Consider the following 21,759-nt stretch of genomic DNA (forward strand, 5'->3'; position numbering starts at 1 on the left):
AGCACAGTAAGCTCAATTTTGTATCACCGAGTGAGCGACATGCGATGCAAGATAAAGCGATTTTATCTAAGCGTAAGGAGGTACTAGAAGAAGCAAGATCAAGAAACCCTAAACGCTGGCCAAACGGTATAAGGAACTGTGACGTTATCGGTGAGGTAGTGTTGAACCCAGAAAAAGAGTCTGAAACTGAAACAAGAAATGCAGCTTAAAATTTAAGTAAAGAGTGCCAACTACCTTGAAAAACACCGCGGGCATGGGCATCTCACTCGGGCAGTTTTTTTAATGTTTAAAAAAGCGGCGAATCATCTGCGCAAACATCACCCAATCTGCCATCAAACTGTAAAAAGGATACTGAAATGTCGCGGGTCGATTCTTCTCGAATACGAAGTGTCCTACCCATGCAAAACCATAACCAACAATAGGAATAAACCAGCATAGCCACCAGTCTTGTGAAACCAAGGCAATGCCAATCAGCAGCAGAACTAAACAACTGCCAACAAAGTGTAATTGCCGACAAGTCGGGTGCTGGTGTTGGGATAAATAGAAAGGATAAAAATCGGCGAAACGTTTATAAGAGTTAGTCATCTTGTTGAACCGAATAGAATAAAAGCTGGCCATGGACACTGCCGATACTCAGCTCGCCTATGGATACAAAGTCATGCTGAGTAAACAGTTGCAAGTGGTTCTCCTGAGCGATAAACACACCAATGCCATCCAAATCAGGCTGCTCATCACACCAACTCACCACAGCTTGCACTAACTTATGTCCAAGTCCCTTGTGCTGTTCATTTGGTGCAAGAGCAATAAACTGCAAAATACCGCAGTGCTTACTGGGTAAAAGTTCAATAATACTGGACTCTTTGTTCATTAGTGCTTGAGTCGATTGCCAACCTGTACCTAACAACATCTTTAAGCGCCAATGCCAATAACGCCCTTCCCCTAAAGGCACTTCTTGAGTAACTACACAGGCTAACCCAAAGAGTCTTTCATGGTCGAATAAACCAATGAGAGCTTGTTTTTGTTGCCATAACGTATTGAGTTCTTCCCTGATTGCGGCGCGCAATTTTTGCTCATAAGCGGCTTTGTCTGAGGTAAAGAGTGAATCGACAAAAAAAGGATCATCATGGTAAGCGTTATAGAGAATAGAAGCGGCAATGCGTAAGTCTTCCGCGGTCAAATAGACTGCGCGGCAGTCCTCCAGAATTTCATTGTCCATCGTTAGCATTCCTTGACTTAGCTCACACTTTTTATGCGTAACTGTTAATCTACCAAGGAAACTAAAAAGTGCAAATTTTAATCATAGATTGCATTTTTCAATCAGGCGCTTACTCTAAACGAAGGCACTATACTGAAAAGGAAATAATGATGGATACAACTCCAGTAGACTTAAGCCACTTGTTTGAGCAACTCGGTTTAGACAGTAGCGACGAGGCCATAGCGCAGTTTATTGCAACCCATGATATCGACCATCACATCCATTTAAGCCAAGCGCCCTTTTGGACCCCTGCCCAAAAGAGCTTTATCATTGAAGGTTTAGAAGCCGATGCCCTCTGGACTGAGCCCATTGAGCAATTAGACACTCAGCTACGTAAACGATAAGACTCGTTGGTTCAGATTTTACCGTAAGCCGTTTCACCCCAACCCACTAAGGCATTGTTGCTCAGCACGATAGGCGTGCATTCATCCTTAGTGGTTTTTCCATCGCCATTATTACGCTGGGTACGATAAAACAACACTAAGACTTCTTTATTGGCTTCACCTTGTTGAGCACTTTGTTGAATATAGGCTTCACTAAAATCAGCGGTGCCCATTAAGATCATCACTTGGTCTTTAGGCATGCCTAAGCTCAGTTTGGTTAAGTTAGTGCGATTTTTATCCTGCACTTTCTCCCAAGATTCGCTGCTATCCCAGCCCGATTCTCCATCACCGACATTGACCACGCAGCCGCTAAGACCTAAGCTTGCGAGCCCTAAAAAAGTGATGGCGATAAGTTTGTTATTCAATTTATGGTTCATCATGTGACATCCTGTGTAATTATTATTGAAGCTTAAAAAATGGTATTTCGGCTGGACAATAAGCAAAATAAATGCCACAAGACAACACACTGTTTTTAAATGAAAAAATTAATTATTATTTTAAAATTGGTTTAAATAATTCAACAAATTAAGGAATTTTGCTAATTATGAGTCCCCTTGACCAAGTATTAGCGGCCGCACGTTCGCTCGAAGCCTGCGGTAAAGTACCGAGCCTTGCCTTAATTAAAACCCGTTTAGGTAGTAGCCTACCTTTACCTATATTGATCCAAGGCTTACAGCAATTTAAATCTATGCCTAAGGCGGATCGCGAGCGTTTAGCTGAGTTGCAAACTATCAGCCCTACAACTGACACTCCCGCAACTAACGATACCTTAACCCTTGCAGTGCTCGCCGAGCGCCTGCAGATACAACAGGCGTATTTTGAACGTCATGCTGAGCAGCAAAAAACAGAAATAATGCAATTAAAAAACGAACTGCTTGAACTTAAACAACGCATCAACTTATTAGAAATCCAAGGAAAAACAGCTTAATGTTTGTTACTGAACTGCGCTTCGAATGCTTCGCCGACACCACGATATCTGCCGCCGAGAAGGCCATTAATCAGCTCCTTGAAGCCTATCGAGCTAATGGCCAAATCTTAGGACGAGAATTTGCGGTCGCCTTTAATGACGGTGAGTTTAGAGTGCGTTTATTGATGCCAGAGAAAAGCAGTTTAGCGCACAAATATCACAGCCCTTGGGTCAAAAAAGCCTTAGTAGAATTAACCGACGCTAAACTACTCGCGCCGCGGGAAAAGTTTATTGGTCAGGATATCAATTCTGAAGTAAGTAATACCGAAACACCCAGCTGGCAACTGCTATACACCAGTTTTGTGCATATGTGCTCGCCCCTACGCAGCGGCGACACTTTATTGCCCATTCCCCTGTACCGTATACCCGCAACCTTTAATGGCGATCATAAACGTATTATCCGTTGGCAGAGCGAATGGCAAGCCTGCGACGAGCTGCAAATGGCGGCGGCCACCAAGGCTGAATTTGCCGCGCTAGAGGAATTATCGAGTCCTGACAGTGATTTATTTCGCAGAGGTTGGGATTTGCGCGGTCGTATCGAATATCTCACTCAGATCCCGACCTATTACTACTTATATCGCATTGGCGGCCAAGATTTGGCCTCAGAAAAAACGCGACCTTGCCCACGTTGTGGCAGTCATGATTGGAAACTCGATGAACCTTTATTGGATATGTTCCATTTTCGCTGCGAGCCTTGCCGCATAGTGTCGAATCTGTCTTGGGATCATCAATAACATCTGTTTATCCCCTTGCAGAACTCAACCTAAGATAAGCCAGGCTTAGGTTGAGTTAATACTTAGGTTGATAATAAAAATGTCGCTCACAGAAGTTAACGTTTACCGAAAAGGTTTTGCCACATACGTTTAAAACTGGCGAAAATACCAGGATGTTCTAATGCGGGCATAGGTAATTCTTCATGTTTAACGGGTGGTGCTATCCGTGGCGATAATGCTTCAATAAACGCAGTCAAACTCGAGGACAATTGCTCAGATTGCACTTCACCAGGGATTTCAATCCATACGCTACCATCACTGTTATTGATGGTGAGCATTTTATCTCCCTCATCTAACAGACCGATAAACCAAGTCGGTGACTGCTTCAGTTTTTTCTTCATCATCAGATGACCAATCAAGTTTTGTTGCAGGCAATTAAAATCGTCATCATTCCAGACTTGCAGTAACTCCCCTGTGCCCCACTTAGAGTCAAATAATACTGGGGCGGAGAAATAATGACCGTAAAAATCATTGATCTCTGGCCATAAAGTTAACTCCAGTGCATGCTCTACATTGGCGAAACTGCCTTCAACTTTGCGTTTCACTGGCTGCCAAGAAACGGCCTGTTCAAGATCCGGTTGAAATTCGCCTTGAATACACACAGAAGACTCACCCTGTGGGTAATAACGCGGTAGTTCACCTAAACTCGTTAAGTAAGCTTGATGATAGTTTTGCAAAAATTTATCGAGTGCGGGCAGACAAGACACTTAAGCACAATCCAATTTCAGGTATAATGTGCGCCTATTTTGACATGGAAACAGTATTGATGACACAGAATCACGATCCCTATAGTGATGCGCAAGCGCTTGTTGGCCTGACTTTAGGTAAAGCCACCGACTACCAAGCCGAGTATGATGCGTCGCTGCTGCAAGGGGTTCCACGCTCACTAAACCGTAATGCTATTGCACTCACTGGGACGTTACCGTTTCATGGTGCCGATATCTGGACGGGTTATGAGCTGTCTTGGTTAAATGCCAAAGGTAAGCCTATGGTGGCCATAGCTGAATTTCATTTAAGCTATGAAAGCCTGAATCTGATTGAGTCGAAATCGTTCAAACTGTATCTCAATAGCTTTAATCAAACCAAGTTTGATAACCTAGATTCACTGCAAAAAACCTTAGTGCAAGACTTAAGTCAGTGTGCTCAAGGTGATGTTAGCGTTAAGATTATCGAGCCAAAAAGCTTTGGTATTCAGCGTATTATTGAGTTACCAGGCACTTGTATTGACGATCTCGATATTGAAGTCAGCGATTATAGTTTTAATCCTGATTACTTAGTTAACAGTACAGACGATAAGCAAACGGTCGCGGAAACGCTTAATTCAAACCTGCTGAAATCCAACTGTTTGATCACTTCGCAACCCGATTGGGGCAGCGTGATGATCCGTTATCAAGGCCCTAAAATCGATCGCGAGAAACTGCTGCGCTATTTGATTTCTTTCCGCCAACATAACGAATTCCACGAGCAATGTGTCGAGCGAATTTTCGTCGATTTAAAACGTTTCTGTCATTGCACTAAATTGACGGTTTACGCCCGCTACACGCGTCGCGGTGGTTTAGATATCAACCCTTATCGCAGTGACTTCGAGCAACCAGGCGAAAGCCACAGACTCGCAAGACAGTAATGACCTTCTTAGGCTATTAGATTAACAATCTGAGATAGAAAATAAAATTTAAAAACTGCAACAAAGCTCTGAATCGCTAGCCCTAGCTGCTCGCTAGATTCAGAGCTTTTTTATTCACAGTGTTTGCACTCGTATTGAGCAATAAACGCCGTAACCATTGATGGCTCGGGTTTTGGGTATATTTACTGCTCCACACCATATACAAATCAATTGGCCGAGTTTTCAGGGGCATAGGTAAAATCTGTAAGCCGAACATCTCAGCGTACTGACTGGCGTACCGCAAAGGCGCTATGCCTATCGCCTCACTTTTGCCAACAGTTGCAAACATACTCAATAAAGATGATTGCTCACTGTACATTTTGCGCCTTGGTAACACACCTTCGGTAAACAAATCCCCTGCAGTCAAATTAAAACGCCGCATATTTAAAAAGACGTGTTTCTCCTCAAAATACTGCCCATGGGTAATAGCACCTTGAATACGAGGATGCTGCAAACTGACGATACAAACGAGGGTTTCGGTGAAGAGTAATTTGCTCGAGAGCAAACTTTGCTGCGCGGGCTTAATATCTATGGCAACGGCGACCCGCTCAAGCAAAATATCGCGATATAGCTCATCCTCCTGCGGCGGTGACTCGCGGAAAATGACTTCAATATCCGCATTCTGTAACAAAGCCTGCACGCCTGATTGCAGCGCTTCGATAACTGACTCATTAGCATATACATAAAAGCGCCGCTGGCTCGTGTTGGGATCAAAATGCTCAAACCCCAGTAATACGGTTTCAATATCCGCCATGGGCTGCTCAAATTTACGGTACATCTCCCGTGCCACCGATGTAGGCTCAATTCCCCGTCCAACTCGATTAAACAGTGACTCCCCGACCCAAGCCCTGAACCGGCTTATCGCATTGCTCACGGAAGACTGAGTTAAATCTAACTCCTGTGCCGCTTGGGTGAATGAACGAGTACGGTAAACCACCATAAACACGCGTAATAAATTTAAATCTAATGGCTTTCGTGTCGGCATAAGGGAGTGCACTCATTCACTATATGAATATTACAACCCAAGCTAACTCGAGTTATCTAAATACACAAGCTGGCTATACTCAAACCATCAACGACACTATCCCACTTTTCGGTAGGTAAAATAATGCAAAAATCTTTGATGACAATGAGTATTATCGCAAGCTTCTCTTTAAGCGCCGTGGCCGCTGAACACGAGCATGAACATATCAGCCTGCACTATCAGGGAAAGCCTGCCACCGAGCAAACCATTGCGGTAAATAAAACCTCAGCAGCAAGCCTTAATTTTGCTGACAAAAAAGCCTTTGAAGAGTTTTCTAAAAATCTTATTGCTGAACTCGATGAACCAACAGCAGCCATTTTACGTGCCGATTTCAGCTTTATTGGCGACAAAACCCCAGACACAGTAAACCCTTCACTTTATCGCCAAGCTCAATTGAATATGGTGTCTAACGGCTTATACAAGGTCACAGATGGCATTTATCAAGTGCGTGGCACAGACTTATCGAACTTAACCCTTATCCGCGGTAAAACAGGCTGGATCCTTTATGACGTGCTGCTGACCAAAGAAGCGGCAAAATTATCCCTCGAATTTGCACTAAAACACTTGCCCGAGGGCAATAACTTACCCGTAGTCGCAATGATTTATTCCCACAGTCATGGAGATCATTTTGGCGGATCCCGCGCCATCAAAGACATGTTCCCAAACGTCAAAGTCTATGGTTCCAATAACATCACCAAAGAAATTGTCGACGAAAACGTCCTCGCTGGTAATGCCATGAGCCGCCGCGCCGCCTATCAATACGGCGCAACATTAGAGCGAAACGATCAAGGCATTGTCGATGCCGCACTTGCTAAGGGATTATCCAAAGGCGAAGTGACCTACGTTAAACCCGATGTCACCTTAAATGCCAAAGATAAGTGGGAAACACTCACCATTGATGGTATAGACATGGTGTTTATGGATGCCTCAGGCACAGAAGCCGCCTCGGAAATGGCCACCTATATTCCCTCAATGAAAGCATTGTGGACCGCAGAGCTCACCTACCACGGCATGCACAACATTTATACCTTACGCGGGGCAAAAGTTCGAGATGCGATAAAATGGTCTAAGGATATCAACGAATTACTGACCCATTTTGGTAATGATGCACAGGTTATATTCACTGCCCACTCAGCCCCCGTATTTGGCAATACTGATATAAACCAATACTTAAGAATGCAAAGGGATAACTATGGCCTAGTGCATAATCAAACCCTGCGTTTAGCCAATAATGGCGTGGGTATTCAAGATATTGGCGATGCGATTCAAACCACTATCCCTAAGGCTGTGCGCGATACTTGGTACACAAATGGTTACCATGGCACCTACAGCCATAATGCCAAAGCTGTGTACAACATGTACCTTGGCTATTTCGATATGAATCCCGCCAACTTAAACCCACTACCGACAAAAGATGAAGCGGCAAAATTTGTGGAGTATATGGGCGGAGCTAAAGCCGTAGTGAAACACGCCAAAGCCGACTATGCCCAAGGCGAATACCGTTTTGTGGCCACCGCACTCAATAAGGTCGTGATGGCAGAACCTAATAATAAAGAGGCAAGACAATTACTTGCCGATACCTATGAGCAATTGGGTTATCAAGCCGAAGGGGCTGGCTGGCGCAACATTTACCTCACTGGCGCCCAAGAGTTACGCGTAGGCATTCAACCCGGCGCGCCTAAATCGGCCTCAGCAGATATTTTAGGAGAAATGGACATATCGACCCTGTTTGACTTCCTTGCCGTAAAAGTCGATAGCCTCAAAGCTGCTGAACTTGGGCTAACCAGGCTTAATGTGATTAACCCCGACACCCAAGAAACGCTCTATGTTGAACTAAGCAACGGTAATTTAAGCAATATTAAGGTTGATAAACCAATGGAGGCCGATGCCAATCTTTATATTGATAAACGCTATATTACGGGGATTTTACTCGGAAAAGTCACACTTAAAGAGTTACTGGCCAAGGGTACTGCCAAGTTAGAAGGTGATAAAGATGCCTTCGGTAAGATAGCGTCGACCTTAGTAAAGTTCGATGAAAGCTTTGAAATCGTCCCATTACCAAGCACAAAATAACCAAATAAACGCCCCGAATCTTCAGGGCGTTTTATGGAAAAATTACACTAGCACTAACCATTCTGACACTTGGCGAGTCGAGTTCTGTAAGCAAAAGAGTGAAGTACGGATAGCCATTTTCACGACATGTTCTCTCTCGCGCACTCCTTAAAGGCCAGATTAAAGTAAGATAATTAATTCGCAGACTCTGGCGTTGGGACTGAAGTTTTGCACTCAAGCAATAACTGCTGAAAATGCGCGCCTAAGTCTTGCTGGGCAAATTGCTCGCTCGCGGTCACCATTTGCTTAAGGCTTTGTAAGGCTTGATCTAAACCTTGTTGCTCGATAAGACTTTTAGCATAGGCCGCCGCATCGGCGCCCTTTTGTAGCAAGCTCGCGACCTGATCAAAACTGATGTCTTGCTCCATTACTTTCTGTAAGTCACCCAGCAGTTCTGCCACCTTAGCAGACTCCACCAGCGAGCCTTCAACATTGACTAACTTACCCAGCGGATCTTGGCTGAGTTTTTCAGCCACACAGGCCGAAACTGTGCCTGCTGCCGCGCTTTGAGCCACAACATCTAAGCCATTGGCACGAATTTGCTCAACCACTTGCTGCAACTGTGGATCTTGGGCTAACCAAGCCTGCTCCAATTGCTGCTTTTCATCGCCACCAAAATAACCACAACCAGATAGCAACACCATCATAGTGGCAGGTATTAGGCACTTAATCCGTTTCATTGTTAAACCTCATTTATTTCATTCAAATTCAAAATATTATGGGCGTGACTATACCCAGCAATGTTTAACCGAAGATGAATAAGACCAGTTAACCATAATTGGCAAGTAAGGCTTCTATGCTGCTCAGTTGCGCCGTTAGCATTATGGAAATCTCGGTGTTACCAGCATGCCCTAAGCTCACGGCAAAACGGTACTCCTCGGTCAAACGCCCAAAATAGGTTTGCCAATACAATGAACTTGCATCAATGGTTTGCAGCGGGATATTAGGATAGACACTCAGCAAAGGCGCCACACCATAGAACGGCATCAACGCTGCATCTTGGCATCTAAGCTCAACCGATCCGGCCACCAATTGCTCGAATGGCTTTAGATCAAAGCCGAAGGATTTAAGCGACTGCGCTAAACCTAGGCCAGTCGCCTTAATATAGGATTCCTTTAACGCCCATAAATCGAAAAAGCGCTGCCGCTGACTCGCTTCATCGGCGAGAGCTAACAAAGTTGCAGTTTCTTGGGCGGAAAAATAATGATTTAGGATTGGATAGATATCCGTCTTCGGCCGCGATCTTTCAATATCGACCCCAAATAAACCAGACTCAACACCATGAAACTGAGTCACACCAATCAATAACCAATCGCCGCTATGGCTTAGGTTAAACTCAAGCCCAGTTTGCTGCCGTAATGCCGTCGTTAAGCTCGGTTTACCCTTAGCGCCATATTCGAAACACCACTCCTGTGGCGATAAATCCGCATAGCGAGATAACACGGCCCGCAACGCTGCCCTGACCTGTAATCCCTTCATTTGCGCCTTCGGATCGCGATAACGCGCGACCTTAGCGAGTTCATCATCACTTAACCAAGACTGAGCGAGTGATGTTTGCGGCAATGAAATATCGCTCAGAGGAATAAAAAATAGATCCACATTCACGCCGTTTTTGCTAGATGTTCTGGAGTCGGTCATTTGAGGGCCTTGCAGGACAAAGCCTTGCGGCTGATGGTTATCATTGTCTGGCTTTTTAGAGAGCACTTAGCAACATTCTTATCTCGGTATTGTCTAGGTTCATCGTTATCTGAGTTCATTATGCATCTTAAATAGTTTCAACTAAGCCCTATTTCAATTCTTAGCCACACTCTAATAAGAGCAATTCTTAGCAGCACTCTAATTAGAGCAATTCTTAGAACGACTCTGAACGCCATCCTAAGCGCAAATTTTTGCTGCAATTGCGCCAAGATTTTGCGCCCAAATTAACAGGTTTAGCCGCACAGTCTCATTCATGACGAAAGGGCAGTAAGCCAATATTGGGCTATTTTACCCCGCTAACTCAAAAAAGCGGTCTTTATCGCCCCTAAAAATTTAATTCTTCCACTATCAAAGTATTAAAAAGCCCAAGCGGTCAACGAAAACCCAACATAACGCACAGAAAATACCATTACTCAACGAAAGCCAATAAATTCCAGTCCCAGATGATTGTATCGACCCGAAACCTCAGGTAATCTGCATCCCCATTAAGTGACACAGATGATAAGCACAGGTTTTACGATGAGTGTCACTATGTTTTTCAAGAGTGCAACAGCTGACTCAGCCAAAATGGCTTCTCAGTCCCAATAGATTATGTCGGATGATAATTATTATTAATGGCAGCTCGCGACTCTCAATCTAAAGCGCCGTCTTACGCCCCCAAGAGCACGACTCAAGCGGCGAAAAAAGACAGCGCACCTCGGCATCGCAACGCCACCACCACGCCTGAAATGCGACTCTTTATCCAGCAATCGGATCTGAGCGTCAGCCAGCTGGCAAAAATTTTAAATATTACTGAGGCAACAGTCCGCAAATGGCGGAAGCGTGAGTCCATTAGTAACAGTTCGAACACGCCCCATCACCTCAATACCACGCTCACGCCGATGGAAGAATATGTGGTGGTGGGATTACGCTATCAACTCAAACTCACCTTAGATAGATTGCTCAACGTCACCCAAACCTTTATTAATCCCAATGTGTCGCGCTCCGGTCTTGCCCGTTGCTTAAAGCGCTATGGCATATCGCGGCTCGATGAATTTGAAGCACCGCAAGTCCCCGAACGCTATTTTAATCAATTGCCTGTGACGCAAGGCAGCGATATCCAAACCTATACGGTCAATCCAGAAACCTTGGCTAAAGCCCTCGCATTGCCGAGTACCGACGGCAATACTGTGGTGCAAGTGGTGTCACTCACCATACCGCCGCAACTCACAGAGCAAGCACCAAGCTCAGTACTATTAGGCGTAGACACAGCAAGTGATTGGATTTACCTCGATATTTATCAAGACAGCAATACCCAAGCGACCAATAGATATATCGCCTATGTCCTCAAACATGGGCCGTTTCATTTACGAAAGTTGCTCGTTCGCAACTATCACACCTTCTTAGCCCGTTTTCCCGGTGCCCATGGCACGCCAAAGACAAGCGCGGCTGGATCCCAAAACAAGGTCACCGTATCCAGGTCGACCCGTGGAGACTCTTTATGAGCCATACCCCTTCTGTACCTAATTCTGCGACTGAGTCAAAAAAAGATAAACGACTCAACAAACGTTTAAAAGATATGCCCGTTGCCATCGTCGGCATGGCCAGCATCTTCGCTAACTCGCGTTATTTAAATAAATTTTGGGATTTGATCAGCGAAAAAATCGATGCCATTACTGACATCCCAGACACCCATTGGCGCGCCGAAGATTACTACGATGCCGACAAAAGCAAAGCCGATAAAAGCTACTGTAAACGCGGTGGTTTTTTACCAGAAGTCGACTTCAATCCAATGGAATTCGGTCTGCCGCCCAATATTCTTGAGCTGACAGATACCTCGCAACTGCTGTCGCTGATTGTCGCCAAAGAAGTGCTTGCCGACGCCAATCTGCCCACCGATTACGATCGTGATCGTATCGGCATCACCCTAGGGGTTGGCGGTGGTCAAAAAATCAGTCAGAGCTTGAACTCGCGCCTGCAATATCCAGTGCTTAAAAAAGTATTCAAAAGCAGCGGCCTGAGCGATGAAGACAGCGAAATGCTGATCAAAAAGTTCCAAGACCAATATATCCACTGGGAAGAAAACTCTTTCCCAGGGTCCTTAGGCAACGTGATTGCAGGCCGTATCGCCAACCGGTTTGATTTTGGCGGCATGAACTGCGTAGTCGATGCAGCCTGTGCGGGCTCGCTTGCCGCTATGCGTATGGCGTTGACTGAACTGACCGAAGGTCGCAGCGACATGATGATCACCGGCGGTGTCTGTACCGATAACTCGCCATCCATGTATATGAGCTTCTCAAAAACGCCAGCCTTCACCACCAATGAAACCATTCAACCCTTTGATATCGATTCAAAAGGCATGATGATCGGCGAAGGGATCGGCATGGTCGCGCTTAAACGCCTTGAAGATGCCGAGCGCGATGGCGACCGAATTTATGCCGTCATCAAAGGCGTTGGCGCCTCATCGGACGGTAAGTTTAAGAGTATTTATGCGCCGCGCCCTGAGGGCCAAGCTAAAGCTCTCGAACGCGCTTACGACGATGCAGGTTTTGCCCCGCACAGCATTGGCTTAGTTGAAGCCCATGGCACGGGTACTGCCGCAGGTGATGTGGCTGAATTCAACGGCTTAAAATCGGTATTTGCCCAAGGCAACGACACAAATCAACATATCGCGTTAGGTTCAGTGAAATCCCAAGTGGGCCACACTAAGTCCACCGCAGGTACTGCGGGGGTGATCAAAGCCGCGCTAGCGCTGCACCACAAGGTATTGCCTGCGACCATTAACGTTAGCAAGCCTAATCCAAAACTGAATATCGAAAGCTCACCATTCTATTTAAATACCGAAACTCGCCCATGGTTCCAGCGCGCCGATGCAACGCCGCGCCGTGCGGGTGTAAGCTCCTTTGGTTTTGGCGGCACGAACTTCCATCTTGTATTAGAAGAATACAAACCTGAGCATAGCCGTGACGAGCAATATCGTCAGCGCAGTGTGCCGCAGACGCTATTGTTTGCCGCAGCCAATAAAGCCGCGCTGCTTAGCGAGTTAAAAGCTGCGCTGAGCCAAAGCGTGAACACGAGCGCAAACGCGAATAAGAGCAGCGCTGCGAGCCTGAACGCTATCGCTCAGCAATATCCGCTGCGCCCGCTGGCAGACACAGATGCCCGTTTAGGTTTTGTGGCTAAGGATATCGCTCAGCTGCAAGCTCAGTTAAATCAATCGATTGCGCATTTAGAAAGCGGGCACCTAGAAACCAGTGCAAGCGAGGCGTGGCAGTTACCTTCTGGTATCAGCTACCGTTCTCATGCCTTAATGGCTAAAAATGAATCAAAGAAAGTGGCAGCCCTGTTTGCCGGTCAAGGTTCACAGTACCTGAACATGGGCCGCGAACTCGCCTGCCATTTCCCGGAAATGCGCCAACAAGTGACGGCCAGTGATAAGGTATTTGCTCACCACGGCCAAACGCCGTTATCGAACATCCTTTACCCTATTCCGGCATTCGATGCCGATGCAGTTAAAGCCCAAGAAGCGGCGCTGACCAATACCCTGTTCGCCCAAAGCGCCATAGGCGCGGTTTCAATGGCGCAATATTCGCTATTAACGCAAGCGGGTTTTGCACCCGATATGGTGGCAGGTCACAGCTTTGGTGAACTGTCAGCCCTTTGCGCGGCAGGCGTGATTTCCAATGAAGATTACGTCGAACTGGCCTTCGCTCGTGGACATGCCATGGCGCAAGTGCCGAGCGATACTGGGACTCAAGTTGATTTAGGAACCATGTTCGCGATTATTCTTAAGCAAAAGAATGATATCGATGCGATCAATAGCTGTTTAGCCCAGTTTGATGGCGTTAAAATTGCCAACTACAACGCGCCGACGCAATTAGTCATCGCAGGTGGCACAGAGCAAACTCAGCTGGCCGCGAAAGCCATTAGTGAACTGGGCTTTAAAGCGATTGCCCTGCCTGTCTCAGGCGCGTTCCATACTCCATTGGTTGGACACGCACAAAAGCCATTTGCCAAAGCCATTGATAAAGCTAAATTCAGCGCACCTTCAATCGCGCTTTATGCCAACGGCACAGGTCAACTACACCCAAGTGATGGCAAAGCGATTAAAGCAGAATTTAAGCAACACATGCTGCAATCGGTTCGCTTTAGCGAACAACTGCAGGCCATGTATGACGCTGGCGCCCGTGTGTTTGTTGAGTTTGGCCCTAAGAACATACTGCAAAAGTTAGTTGAAAATACCTTAGGTGAACACTTAAATGAGCTTTGCCTTATCAGCATGAACCCGAATCCTAAGGGCGACAGTGACAGTCAATTACGCTTAGCCGCAGTGCAACTCGCGGTAGCCGGCGTGGCGTTAACTGAGGTTGACCCCTATCAAGCCGTCACGTCACAAGAGATTGCCGAGCGTGAAGCGCCATCAGCGATGAACATCAAACTCACCGCCACTAACCATATTAGTACTGCAACCAAAGCTAAGATGGCCAAATCCCTCGCCACAGGCAGCGTGACTAGCCAAGTGCAATATGTGGATCGCATCGTTGAAACGGTTGTCGAAAAAGAAGTCGAAAAAATCGTTAAGAAAGAAGTCATCGTCGAAAAAGTTGTTGAGAAAATAATAGAAGTGGAAGCGAATCAAGTGGCAGCTGTTGAAATGAAACAAACATCCCCAAGCGTTGTGCAAGGCTTAAGCAATCACCAGCAGCAAGCGACGGCGCAGTTAAGCCCAAGCACACCAAACGTCAGCAGCGATGCGTTAACGGCATTTTTCAGCGCACAATCTCAAGCGGCGCAGTTGCATCAACAGTTTTTAGCTATCCCACAGCAATACGGCGATACTTTCACGACACTGATGACAGAACAAGCCAAGATGGCAAGCCTTGGCATTGCAATCCCTGAAAGCCTGCAACGCTCGATGGAAATGTTCCACCAGCATCAAGCGCAAACCCTGCAAAGCCACGCCGAATTTATGCAACTGCAAAGCAGTAGCAGCCAAGCGGCCTTGGCGATGTTAAACAATGCGCCGATTAACTTTACCCCAGCGGTTGCAAGTCAGCCACGAGCAACTGCGCCGGCTCCTGCACCTGTTGCTCCAGCGCCTGTTGTTGCAACGTCAGTGGCACACAATGCCGCACCAGTGACTCAAGCTGTTGCAACGAGACCAGCGGTTAGCACACCTGTTGCGCCTGTTGTGCAAACCGCTCCCGTTGCTCATGCGCCTGCTGCGACAGTACAAGTTGCGCCAGCAGCTCCTGTTTTAGTTATGCCAGAGATGACATCTGTGGCACCAGCAACAAGCGGCTTAAGTGCTGCACTTGTTCAACAAACCATGATGGCTGTGGTGGCTGACAAGACTGGCTATCCGACTGAAATGCTGGAGCTCAGCATGGATATGGAAGCCGATTTAGGTATCGATTCGATTAAGCGCGTTGAAATCCTAGGCACAGTGCAAGACGAGCTGCCGGGCTTACCTGAACTCAGCCCAGAAGATTTGGCTGAGTGCCGTACCTTAGGTGAAATCGTTGACTATATGAACTCTAAGCTTCCAGCAGTGGGTTCAATTATCGTAGCGCCTATTACTGCTGCAAATGTGGCAACTCAAGTGGCAACAGCCGCACCTGCCGTTAACGGTTTAAGCGCTGCGTTAGTACAACAAACCATGATGGCTGTGGTTGCCGATAAAACAGGCTACCCCACTGAAATGCTGGAACTTGGCATGGATATGGAAGCCGATTTAGGTATCGACTCCATCAAGCGCGTTGAAATTTTAGGCACAGTACAAGACGAACTGCCGGGCTTACCTGAACTCAGCCCAGAAGATCTGGCAGAGTGTCGTACCTTGGGTGAAATCGTTGACTATATGAACTCTAAGCTTCCAGCAGTGGGTTCAATTATCGTAGCGCCTATTACTGCTGCAAATGTGGCAACTCAAGTGGCAACAGCCGCACCTGCCGTTAACGGTTTAAGCGCTGCGTTAGTACAACAAACCATGATGGCTGTGGTGGCTGACAAGACAGGCTATCCGACTGAAATGCTGGAGCTCAGCATGGATATGGAAGCCGATCTAGGTATCGATTCAATTAAGCGCGTTGAAATCTTAGGCACAGTGCAAGACGAGCTGCCGAGTTTACCTGAGCTCAGCCCAGAAGATTTGGCTGAGTGCCGTACCTTGGGTGAAATCGTTAACTACATGAACAGCAAATTGCCAGTAGTTAGCGTGGTAGCAGTTGCACCAGCGGCAAACGTTGAAGCAACGCCTGCACAAGTTCCAGCGAATAACGGTTTAAGCGCTGCCTTAGTGCAACAAACCATGATGGCTGTGGTGGCTGACAAGACTGGCTATCCGACTGAAATGCTGGAGCTCAGCATGGATATGGAAGCCGATCTAGGTATCGATTCTATCAAGCGCGTTGAAATCTTAGGCACAGTGCAAGATGAGCTACCGGGCTTACCTGAGCTGAATCCTGAAGATCTGGCCGAGTGTCGCACCTTAGGCGAAATCGTTGACTACATGAACAGCAAACTACCTGCGGTTGGCTCGATTTCAACTACAACAACAGCGCAAGTCACTGTTACCGCTACAATAAATAACGGCTTAAGTGCTGCACTTGTCCAACAAACCATGATGTCAGTAGTGGCCGACAAGACGGGCTATCCCACTGAAATGCTGGAACTCAGCATGGATATGGAAGCCGATTTAGGTATCGACTCCATCAAGCGCGTTGAAATTTTAGGCACAGTGCAAGACGAGCTACCGGGTTTACCTGAACTCAATCCTGAAGATCTGGCCGAGTGTCGCACCTTAGGTGAAATAGTTAGCTATATGCAAGGTAAGCTAGGCCAAAACGCGGTAAGCCAGAATGCCGCGCCAGTTAGCACTGTCGTTCAGCCTAAACCTACTATCGATTTACCGCCACACAGTGAGGTAGTGCTAAAAAAGTTGCCAGCGGCGGCTGAGCTAACGCAACTATCGTCAAAGCAATCGTCAAAGCAATCAGCGCAACAAGCTGTGACACGAACTTTCGCTAAAGATGCCTGCATTATCATTAGCGATGATGGCCACAATGCTGGCGTACTTGCCGAAAAATTGCATGCTCAAGGTCTAACGGTTGCGGTTGTGCGCTCGCCTGAAAGCCTTGTGGCCAGTGCATCACCGCTCAATAGCCACATTGCCAGCTTCACATTGGCGGCGATTGACGATGCCAACATTGGTGCAGTAATTAATGAGATCAAAAGCTTAGGTACGGTTGTAGGCTTTATTCATCTGCAACCACAACATAAAACCTCAGCAGATACTAAAGGTTTAGTGCTGTCGAATGCCGCCAAGGCATCTGTCGAGCAAGCATTCTTGTTCGCCAAGCACTTACAACCGTTTTTAACAACAGCAGCAACCGCCAATACTGGTAGTAGTTTTATCAGCGTCAGTCGTATCGACGGGGGTTTTGGTTATCTTAACCACAGCCAAATTGCCCGCAGCGAGTTAAACCAAGCAGCATTGGCAGGTCTAACGAAAACCTTGAGCCACGAGTGGCCAAGCGTGCATTGCCGAGCCTTAGATATCGCGCCAGCACTTGATGCCAAGCAACTGGCCAATGCAGTGATCGCTGAGCTATTTGCAACAGATAAGCTATTAGAAGTCGGTGTTAGCCAAGGCGCAGCCCAAGCACTTGAGCGTGTGACCTTAGTTGCAGGCAAGGCTGATACCCGCCACGGCGCTGCAAACTTGACGAGTGCAGATAAAATACTGGTGACCGGCGGCGCAAAAGGCGTGACCTTTGAATGTGCGCTAAGTTTAGCTAAACGCAGCAAGGCGCACTTTATCCTTGCTGGCAGAAGCAGCCAACAAGCCATTCCCGCTTGGGCACAGGGTAAGAATAACAGTGAACTTAAAGCCGCAGCTATTTCCCACATTCAAAGCTTGGGCGAGAAACCCACGCCAAAACAAGTGGATGCCTTAGTATGGCCAGTTCAAAGCAGCCTAGAAATTGCAGCCGCACTAGAAGCCTTTACCGCTGTGGGCGCGAGCGCCGAGTACTTAAGTCTCGATGTTAACAATCCAGATGCGATCGCCAGCACGATAGTGCCGATCACCGAGTTGTCGCCTATTACTGGCATCATCCATGGTGCGGGCGTACTCGCCGATAAACACATCCAAGACAAAACCTTAGATGAGTTAGCACGGGTGTATGGCACTAAGGTCACTGGTATAAGCAATCTACTTGCCGCACTGGATTTAGATAAATTAAAACTGATTGCCCTATTCTCTTCGGCGGCGGGTTTTTACGGCAATACTGGCCAAAGCGATTACGCCATGTCCAACGACATACTCAACAAAGCCGCACTGCAACTGGCGCAGCAACTGCCAAATGCCAAAGTGATGAGCTTCGATTGGGGTCCGTGGGACGGCGGCATGGTGAATCCTGCGCTGAAAAAGATGTTTATGGATCGCGGTGTTTATGTGATCCCGCTAAAGGCGGGTGCTGAGTTATTTGCTAGCCAATTACTGAGCAACACAGGCGCACAATTGCTGGTCGGTACTGACATGCAAGGCACAGTTCCAAGTGACGAGCAAGCAACTCAAGGTAGCAATCTAAAAAAGCCTGAAGCGGATCTGACCACTAACGCGTCGGATCCGCATGCTTTGCCTAACGCTGTAAAACTAAAGCGCACACTGGACCCTAAGGCAATGATCTTTATTGAAGATCACTGCATTAACGGTAATCCCGTATTACCGACTGTGTGCGCGATTCAGTGGATGCGTGAAGCCGCCTTTGATGTGCTCAAGCAGCCTGTCAAAGTGCAAAGCTACAAGCTATTGAAGGGCATTATTTTCGACACTGCCGTGTTACAAAATGGAGTGTTAGAAAGTGCAGCCCCCATCACGCTGGAACTTGAACTTGCACCCTTAGTCAATGCACAAGCTAGTGTACAAATTAATGCCTTAATCAGCTTTGAAGGTCGTCCGCAATATCAAGCTATCCTAGTCGTTGATGATGCTGTTGATGACGCGGCTAACGATTACTTAGCCACTAACAGCAAAGCAACCGCCTTTGACGCGCAAAGCTTGGCAGGACTTTCTGTCATCACAACCGCGAGCAGCCTTTACAGCGACGGCACGCTTTTCCACGGTCCAAGACTGCAAGGTATTGAGTCTGTGTTGAAGTTTGACGATGCAAGCTTAATCGCCAAGGTGAGCCTACCCCATGTTACGTTAGCAGACTGCGGGGATTTTGTGCCTAATCTCACGCCTAAGGGCTCACAAGCCTTTGCGGAAGATTTGTTGCTACAGGCGATGCTGGTGTGGGCGAGACTCAAATATGGCGCGGCGAGTTTGCCATCAAGCATTGGTGAGTTTATCACCCATGCGCCGTTTGCCTTTGGCGATAAAGGCCATTTAGTGCTCGAGGTGGTGAAACACTCTGGCCGCGCCCTTGAAGCCAATATCACGCTGTATCATCAAGATGGCCGCTTAAGCTGCCAGATGAACAACGCCAAAGTCACCATCAGCAAAAACCTTAACGGTGCATTCTTAGCTAATAAAGTTACTGCTAATCAAGCTGCTGCGAATAAAGCCATTGAAAGCGTGGAGGCAAAAGTCGAGTGAATTTAGCCCACACTTTAGCAACGACCCATAGCGGCCCAGCTGACACGGCTATGACTGAAAAGCTTGCCAAGCCATTGCGTATTGCAGTGTTGCTTGGCGATGCGGTCAATCTTTCCCCTCACTCAGCCCAAGTATTAGGGACGTTTGAGGAACGTGAAAGAGTTCAGATTTGCGCTGCCGATGCCAACCAATCAACAGTACATGTGCCGACAGCTCATGAACCAAGAGGGCATGAACCGTCAGTGCATGAGCAAAGCTCGCTCACTGCCTTGTTAGGCCAAGCAACAACAGCCATTGAGCAAGGCAAGCTCGTTGAACTTAAATTCAATGATGGGGAACAGGCACAGCCTTTTACTCAATCGCTGTATTTGCTCGATGGTTTACGCGCCGCCAAACTGCGCCTTCACGCCCACGCGTTCATTGCAGGCTTTGCCGCAGGCAATGAGGCAACAAGTGGCGAGAATGCGACTGTTGCTAATACGGAAGCAGTTGCTAACACGGCGGCTGTTGCTAATGCGGCATTAGCGGCGGCAAAGCGCAATCCAGCACAAACCGTTCAGCATCAGCTTATCGCCAACACGCTCAACGAAGCATTTGTTGCGCTGCGCCAAGGTGTAACCGCCCTCGCCGCACGAACACAAGCGCCGCTTTATGGCAAAGAAGGGGAAAATCAGCAAACGGGCTATTGGTTTAGCGACCAACATCAAGCGCGGGTGTTGTGCCTAAATCTTGTAGCAAAAACGTCAAGTCAAACGGATGAATCTCGACATCTAAACCAAAGTATTGTGCTGACCCAAGGCTCACAAGTTATCGTGCCCAAAGCCCTTGTTGATAAAAACCGGCTGTTTGTGCCGATAAGTGATGACAGTATTTATGAGCTAAAAGCAAAGCTGTTTCAGCTGCTTAGTTCACTAGAGATTGGCGCACTAAACACGTCATTTGCATCACATCAACTCGCATTCTGGTTTGAACGCTATGATGCCAACGCACCACTAGCATTAGTCTTAATGGCAGCATCGATTGATGATCTCAAACTTGAAGCTAAGGCCATGCTTACGGCGCTTGAAAATGATGCGGTGCGTCATCATGGTCAACACTTTAAGACACCAGCGGGCAGCTGCTTTACCGCTAAGCCGCTAGGGGATGCGGGGCTCACCTTCGTGTATCCCGGCGTTGGCACGGTTTACGCCAATATGTTCAATAACTTGCATGAATATTTCCCCACGCTGTATCACCAGCTAGAACGTGAAGGCGATTTAAGCGCCATGCTGCAATCACCGCAGATTTATGCGGCAGATGTTAAAACCGCAGCTGGCATGAGCTTAAGTCAGCAAGCGATTAGTGGCGTGGGCGCCAGTTACCTATTCACTAAGCTGTTGACCCAAGTCTTTAATATTAAACCAAAAATGGCGCTGGGTTACTCAATGGGCGAAGCAGCCATGTGGGCCAGCCTAGATGTGTGGCAAACACCCCATGCTATGATCAACGCCACCGAAAATAGTGATATTTTCAACCATGCCATTTCTGGCGAGCTAACCGCAGTCCGCCGAGCGTGGCAGCTTGCGGATAATGAAGCCATAGTGTGGAACAGCTTTGTGGTGCGCGCTGATAGCCATGAAATCAAGGCATTATTGCCAGAGTTTCCTCGTGCTTATTTAGCCATCACTCAAGGTGATACTTGCGTCATTGCAGGCTGCGAAACAAGCTGCAAAGCCCTGCTTGCCACGTTAGGCAAACGCGGGATTGCCGCCAATCGCGTCACGGCCATGCATACCGCGCCAGCCATGTTAGTCCATGGGCAAGTACAAGATTTCTATACTCAAGCAGTGAAACCTGAGGCGCTGGAAGCGGCGGCGCAAGATTCCCCTATTCGCTTTATTAGCGCAGCGCAAACTGCGCCAGTAACCGTTGATAGTCACAGCATTGGCCGCGCGATTGCCGATACCTTTTGTTCGCCACTCGACTTTAGTGCACTCATTCAAAATGCCACTGAGCAAGGCGCAAGGCTATTTGTCGAAGTGGGCGCCGATAGGCAAACCAGCACACTCATAGATAAAATCAGCCATGCCCATGCAGGCCAAAGCACGGTAAACGAGGCAACAGCCGCCATTGCCTGCAATGCCAAAGGTGCCGATGCGATTACCAGCTTACTCAAGTGTTTAGCTCAACTGATAAGCCACAGAGTACCGCTGTCGCTCGCGTCGCTCATGCAGCCATTAAGTGCTAACGCAGCCCCTTTATCATCAGCAGTATCACCAAAAGGAGAACCCCTGTGAGTTCTCAGCATTCCCCTACTATTGA

The 21,759-nt window shown here is 47.4% G+C and carries 15 protein-coding genes and 1 pseudogene; 9 read left to right on the top strand and 7 right to left on the bottom strand.

What is annotated here, in order from left to right:
* Nucleotides 1-209 (top strand): annotated as a pseudogene (locus tag L5M18_RS09675) (IS3 family transposase); the annotation flags it as partial.
* A gap of 70 nt (nt 210-279) precedes the next feature.
* Here the strand turns inward: L5M18_RS09675 and L5M18_RS09680 are convergent.
* Nucleotides 280-585 (bottom strand): DUF962 domain-containing protein, encoded by a 306-nt coding sequence (locus L5M18_RS09680; protein ID WP_263196743.1) that lies wholly within the window; start codon nt 583-585, stop codon nt 280-282.
* The gene (locus tag L5M18_RS09685; protein WP_028760619.1) at nt 578-1,216 is read right to left on the bottom strand and encodes a GNAT family N-acetyltransferase; all 639 of its coding nucleotides are present in this window, start codon (nt 1,214-1,216) and stop codon (nt 578-580) included. Before L5M18_RS09685 ends, L5M18_RS09680 begins: the two co-directional genes overlap by 8 nt.
* Nucleotides 1,217-1,365: 149 nt before the next feature.
* Here L5M18_RS09685 and L5M18_RS09690 point away from each other — a divergent pair, with 149 nt between their 5' ends.
* A complete protein-coding gene (locus L5M18_RS09690) occupies nt 1,366-1,599 on the top strand; it encodes a DUF2789 domain-containing protein (protein WP_028760620.1) in 234 nt (77 codons plus the stop codon).
* An 11-nt stretch (nt 1,600-1,610) separates the two neighbouring features.
* Here the strand turns inward: L5M18_RS09690 and L5M18_RS09695 are convergent, their stop codons facing one another.
* Nucleotides 1,611-2,018 (bottom strand): DUF3192 domain-containing protein, encoded by a 408-nt coding sequence (locus tag L5M18_RS09695; RefSeq protein ID WP_028760621.1) that lies wholly within the window; start codon nt 2,016-2,018, stop codon nt 1,611-1,613.
* 164 nt (nt 2,019-2,182) lie between these two features.
* Between L5M18_RS09695 and L5M18_RS09700 the strand changes: the two genes are divergently transcribed.
* Both L5M18_RS09700 and L5M18_RS09705 read left to right on the top strand, forming a co-directional pair.
* A complete protein-coding gene (locus tag L5M18_RS09700; protein ID WP_263172270.1) occupies nt 2,183-2,566 on the top strand; it encodes an ELKS/Rab6-interacting/CAST family protein in 384 nt (127 codons plus the stop codon).
* Nucleotides 2,566-3,339: a Zn-ribbon-containing protein gene (locus L5M18_RS09705; protein ID WP_263196744.1), complete on the top strand. Its 774-nt coding sequence runs from the start codon at nt 2,566-2,568 to the stop codon at nt 3,337-3,339. The genes L5M18_RS09700 and L5M18_RS09705 overlap by 1 nt, the downstream gene beginning before the upstream one ends.
* A gap of 95 nt (nt 3,340-3,434) precedes the next feature.
* Here L5M18_RS09705 and syd read toward each other — a convergent pair whose 3' ends face one another.
* Nucleotides 3,435-4,085 carry a SecY-interacting protein gene (gene syd, locus L5M18_RS09710; RefSeq protein WP_263196745.1) on the bottom strand — a complete coding sequence of 217 codons (651 nt, stop codon included), beginning with the start codon at nt 4,083-4,085 and terminating at the stop codon, nt 3,435-3,437.
* Nucleotides 4,086-4,144: 59 nt separating this feature from the next.
* On the opposite strand from syd, the gene queF reads away from it, so the two are divergent.
* The gene (gene queF / locus L5M18_RS09715) at nt 4,145-5,002 is read left to right on the top strand and encodes an NADPH-dependent 7-cyano-7-deazaguanine reductase QueF (RefSeq protein WP_263180963.1); all 858 of its coding nucleotides are present in this window, start codon (nt 4,145-4,147) and stop codon (nt 5,000-5,002) included.
* An 82-nt stretch (nt 5,003-5,084) separates the two neighbouring features.
* Here the strand turns inward: queF and L5M18_RS09720 are convergent, their stop codons facing one another.
* A complete protein-coding gene (locus L5M18_RS09720) occupies nt 5,085-6,026 on the bottom strand; it encodes a LysR family transcriptional regulator (RefSeq protein ID WP_263196747.1) in 942 nt (313 codons plus the stop codon).
* A gap of 123 nt (nt 6,027-6,149) precedes the next feature.
* Here L5M18_RS09720 and L5M18_RS09725 point away from each other — a divergent pair, with 123 nt between their 5' ends.
* Entirely contained in the window at nt 6,150-8,138 is a 1,989-nt protein-coding gene (locus L5M18_RS09725; RefSeq protein WP_263196748.1) for an alkyl/aryl-sulfatase, read from the top strand.
* A gap of 173 nt (nt 8,139-8,311) precedes the next feature.
* Here the strand turns inward: L5M18_RS09725 and L5M18_RS09730 are convergent, their stop codons facing one another.
* Both L5M18_RS09730 and L5M18_RS09735 read right to left on the bottom strand, forming a co-directional pair.
* A complete protein-coding gene (locus L5M18_RS09730; RefSeq protein WP_105249737.1) occupies nt 8,312-8,857 on the bottom strand; it encodes a hypothetical protein in 546 nt (181 codons plus the stop codon).
* Nucleotides 8,858-8,945: 88 nt separating this feature from the next.
* The gene (locus tag L5M18_RS09735; protein ID WP_317629894.1) at nt 8,946-9,815 is read right to left on the bottom strand and encodes a 4'-phosphopantetheinyl transferase family protein; all 870 of its coding nucleotides are present in this window, start codon (nt 9,813-9,815) and stop codon (nt 8,946-8,948) included.
* Between the two features lie 674 nt (nt 9,816-10,489).
* Between L5M18_RS09735 and L5M18_RS09740 the strand changes: the two genes are divergently transcribed.
* Genes L5M18_RS09740 through L5M18_RS09750 form a run of 3 tightly spaced genes read left to right on the top strand, consistent with a single transcriptional unit; the run spans nt 10,490 to nt 21,734 of the window.
* Nucleotides 10,490-11,359: a transcriptional regulator gene (locus L5M18_RS09740; protein WP_263196750.1), complete on the top strand. Its 870-nt coding sequence runs from the start codon at nt 10,490-10,492 to the stop codon at nt 11,357-11,359.
* Complete coding sequence (locus L5M18_RS09745) at nt 11,356-19,458, top strand: type I polyketide synthase (RefSeq protein ID WP_263196752.1); 8,103 nt, start codon at nt 11,356-11,358, stop codon at nt 19,456-19,458. The genes L5M18_RS09740 and L5M18_RS09745 overlap by 4 nt, the downstream gene beginning before the upstream one ends.
* Nucleotides 19,455-21,734 carry a PfaB family protein gene (locus L5M18_RS09750; protein WP_263196754.1) on the top strand — a complete coding sequence of 760 codons (2,280 nt, stop codon included), beginning with the start codon at nt 19,455-19,457 and terminating at the stop codon, nt 21,732-21,734. Before L5M18_RS09745 ends, L5M18_RS09750 begins: the two co-directional genes overlap by 4 nt.
* Nucleotides 21,735-21,759 lie beyond the last annotated feature (25 nt).

This window comes from Shewanella sp. SM20 (assembly GCF_025654545.1).
GTDB lineage: Bacteria > Pseudomonadota > Gammaproteobacteria > Enterobacterales > Shewanellaceae > Shewanella > Shewanella oncorhynchi.

Bases quoted from the DNA above. Each gene is read 5' to 3' on its own strand.
- L5M18_RS09740 (WP_263196750.1), top strand. From the start codon at position 10,490: ATGGCAGCTCGCGACTCTCAATCTAAAGCGCCGTCTTACGCCCCCAAG.
- L5M18_RS09685 (WP_028760619.1), bottom strand. From the start codon at position 1,216: ATGGACAATGAAATTCTGGAGGACTGCCGCGCAGTCTATTTGACCGCG.
- L5M18_RS09695 (WP_028760621.1), bottom strand. From the start codon at position 2,018: ATGATGAACCATAAATTGAATAACAAACTTATCGCCATCACTTTTTTA.
- L5M18_RS09730 (WP_105249737.1), bottom strand. From the start codon at position 8,857: ATGAAACGGATTAAGTGCCTAATACCTGCCACTATGATGGTGTTGCTA.
- L5M18_RS09720 (WP_263196747.1), bottom strand. From the start codon at position 6,026: ATGCCGACACGAAAGCCATTAGATTTAAATTTATTACGCGTGTTTATG.
- queF (WP_263180963.1), top strand. From the start codon at position 4,145: ATGACACAGAATCACGATCCCTATAGTGATGCGCAAGCGCTTGTTGGC.
- L5M18_RS09680 (WP_263196743.1), bottom strand. From the start codon at position 585: ATGACTAACTCTTATAAACGTTTCGCCGATTTTTATCCTTTCTATTTA.
- L5M18_RS09690 (WP_028760620.1), top strand. From the start codon at position 1,366: ATGGATACAACTCCAGTAGACTTAAGCCACTTGTTTGAGCAACTCGGT.
- L5M18_RS09725 (WP_263196748.1), top strand. From the start codon at position 6,150: ATGCAAAAATCTTTGATGACAATGAGTATTATCGCAAGCTTCTCTTTA.
- L5M18_RS09705 (WP_263196744.1), top strand. From the start codon at position 2,566: ATGTTTGTTACTGAACTGCGCTTCGAATGCTTCGCCGACACCACGATA.
- L5M18_RS09745 (WP_263196752.1), top strand. From the start codon at position 11,356: ATGAGCCATACCCCTTCTGTACCTAATTCTGCGACTGAGTCAAAAAAA.
- L5M18_RS09700 (WP_263172270.1), top strand. From the start codon at position 2,183: ATGAGTCCCCTTGACCAAGTATTAGCGGCCGCACGTTCGCTCGAAGCC.
- L5M18_RS09735 (WP_317629894.1), bottom strand. From the start codon at position 9,815: ATGACCGACTCCAGAACATCTAGCAAAAACGGCGTGAATGTGGATCTA.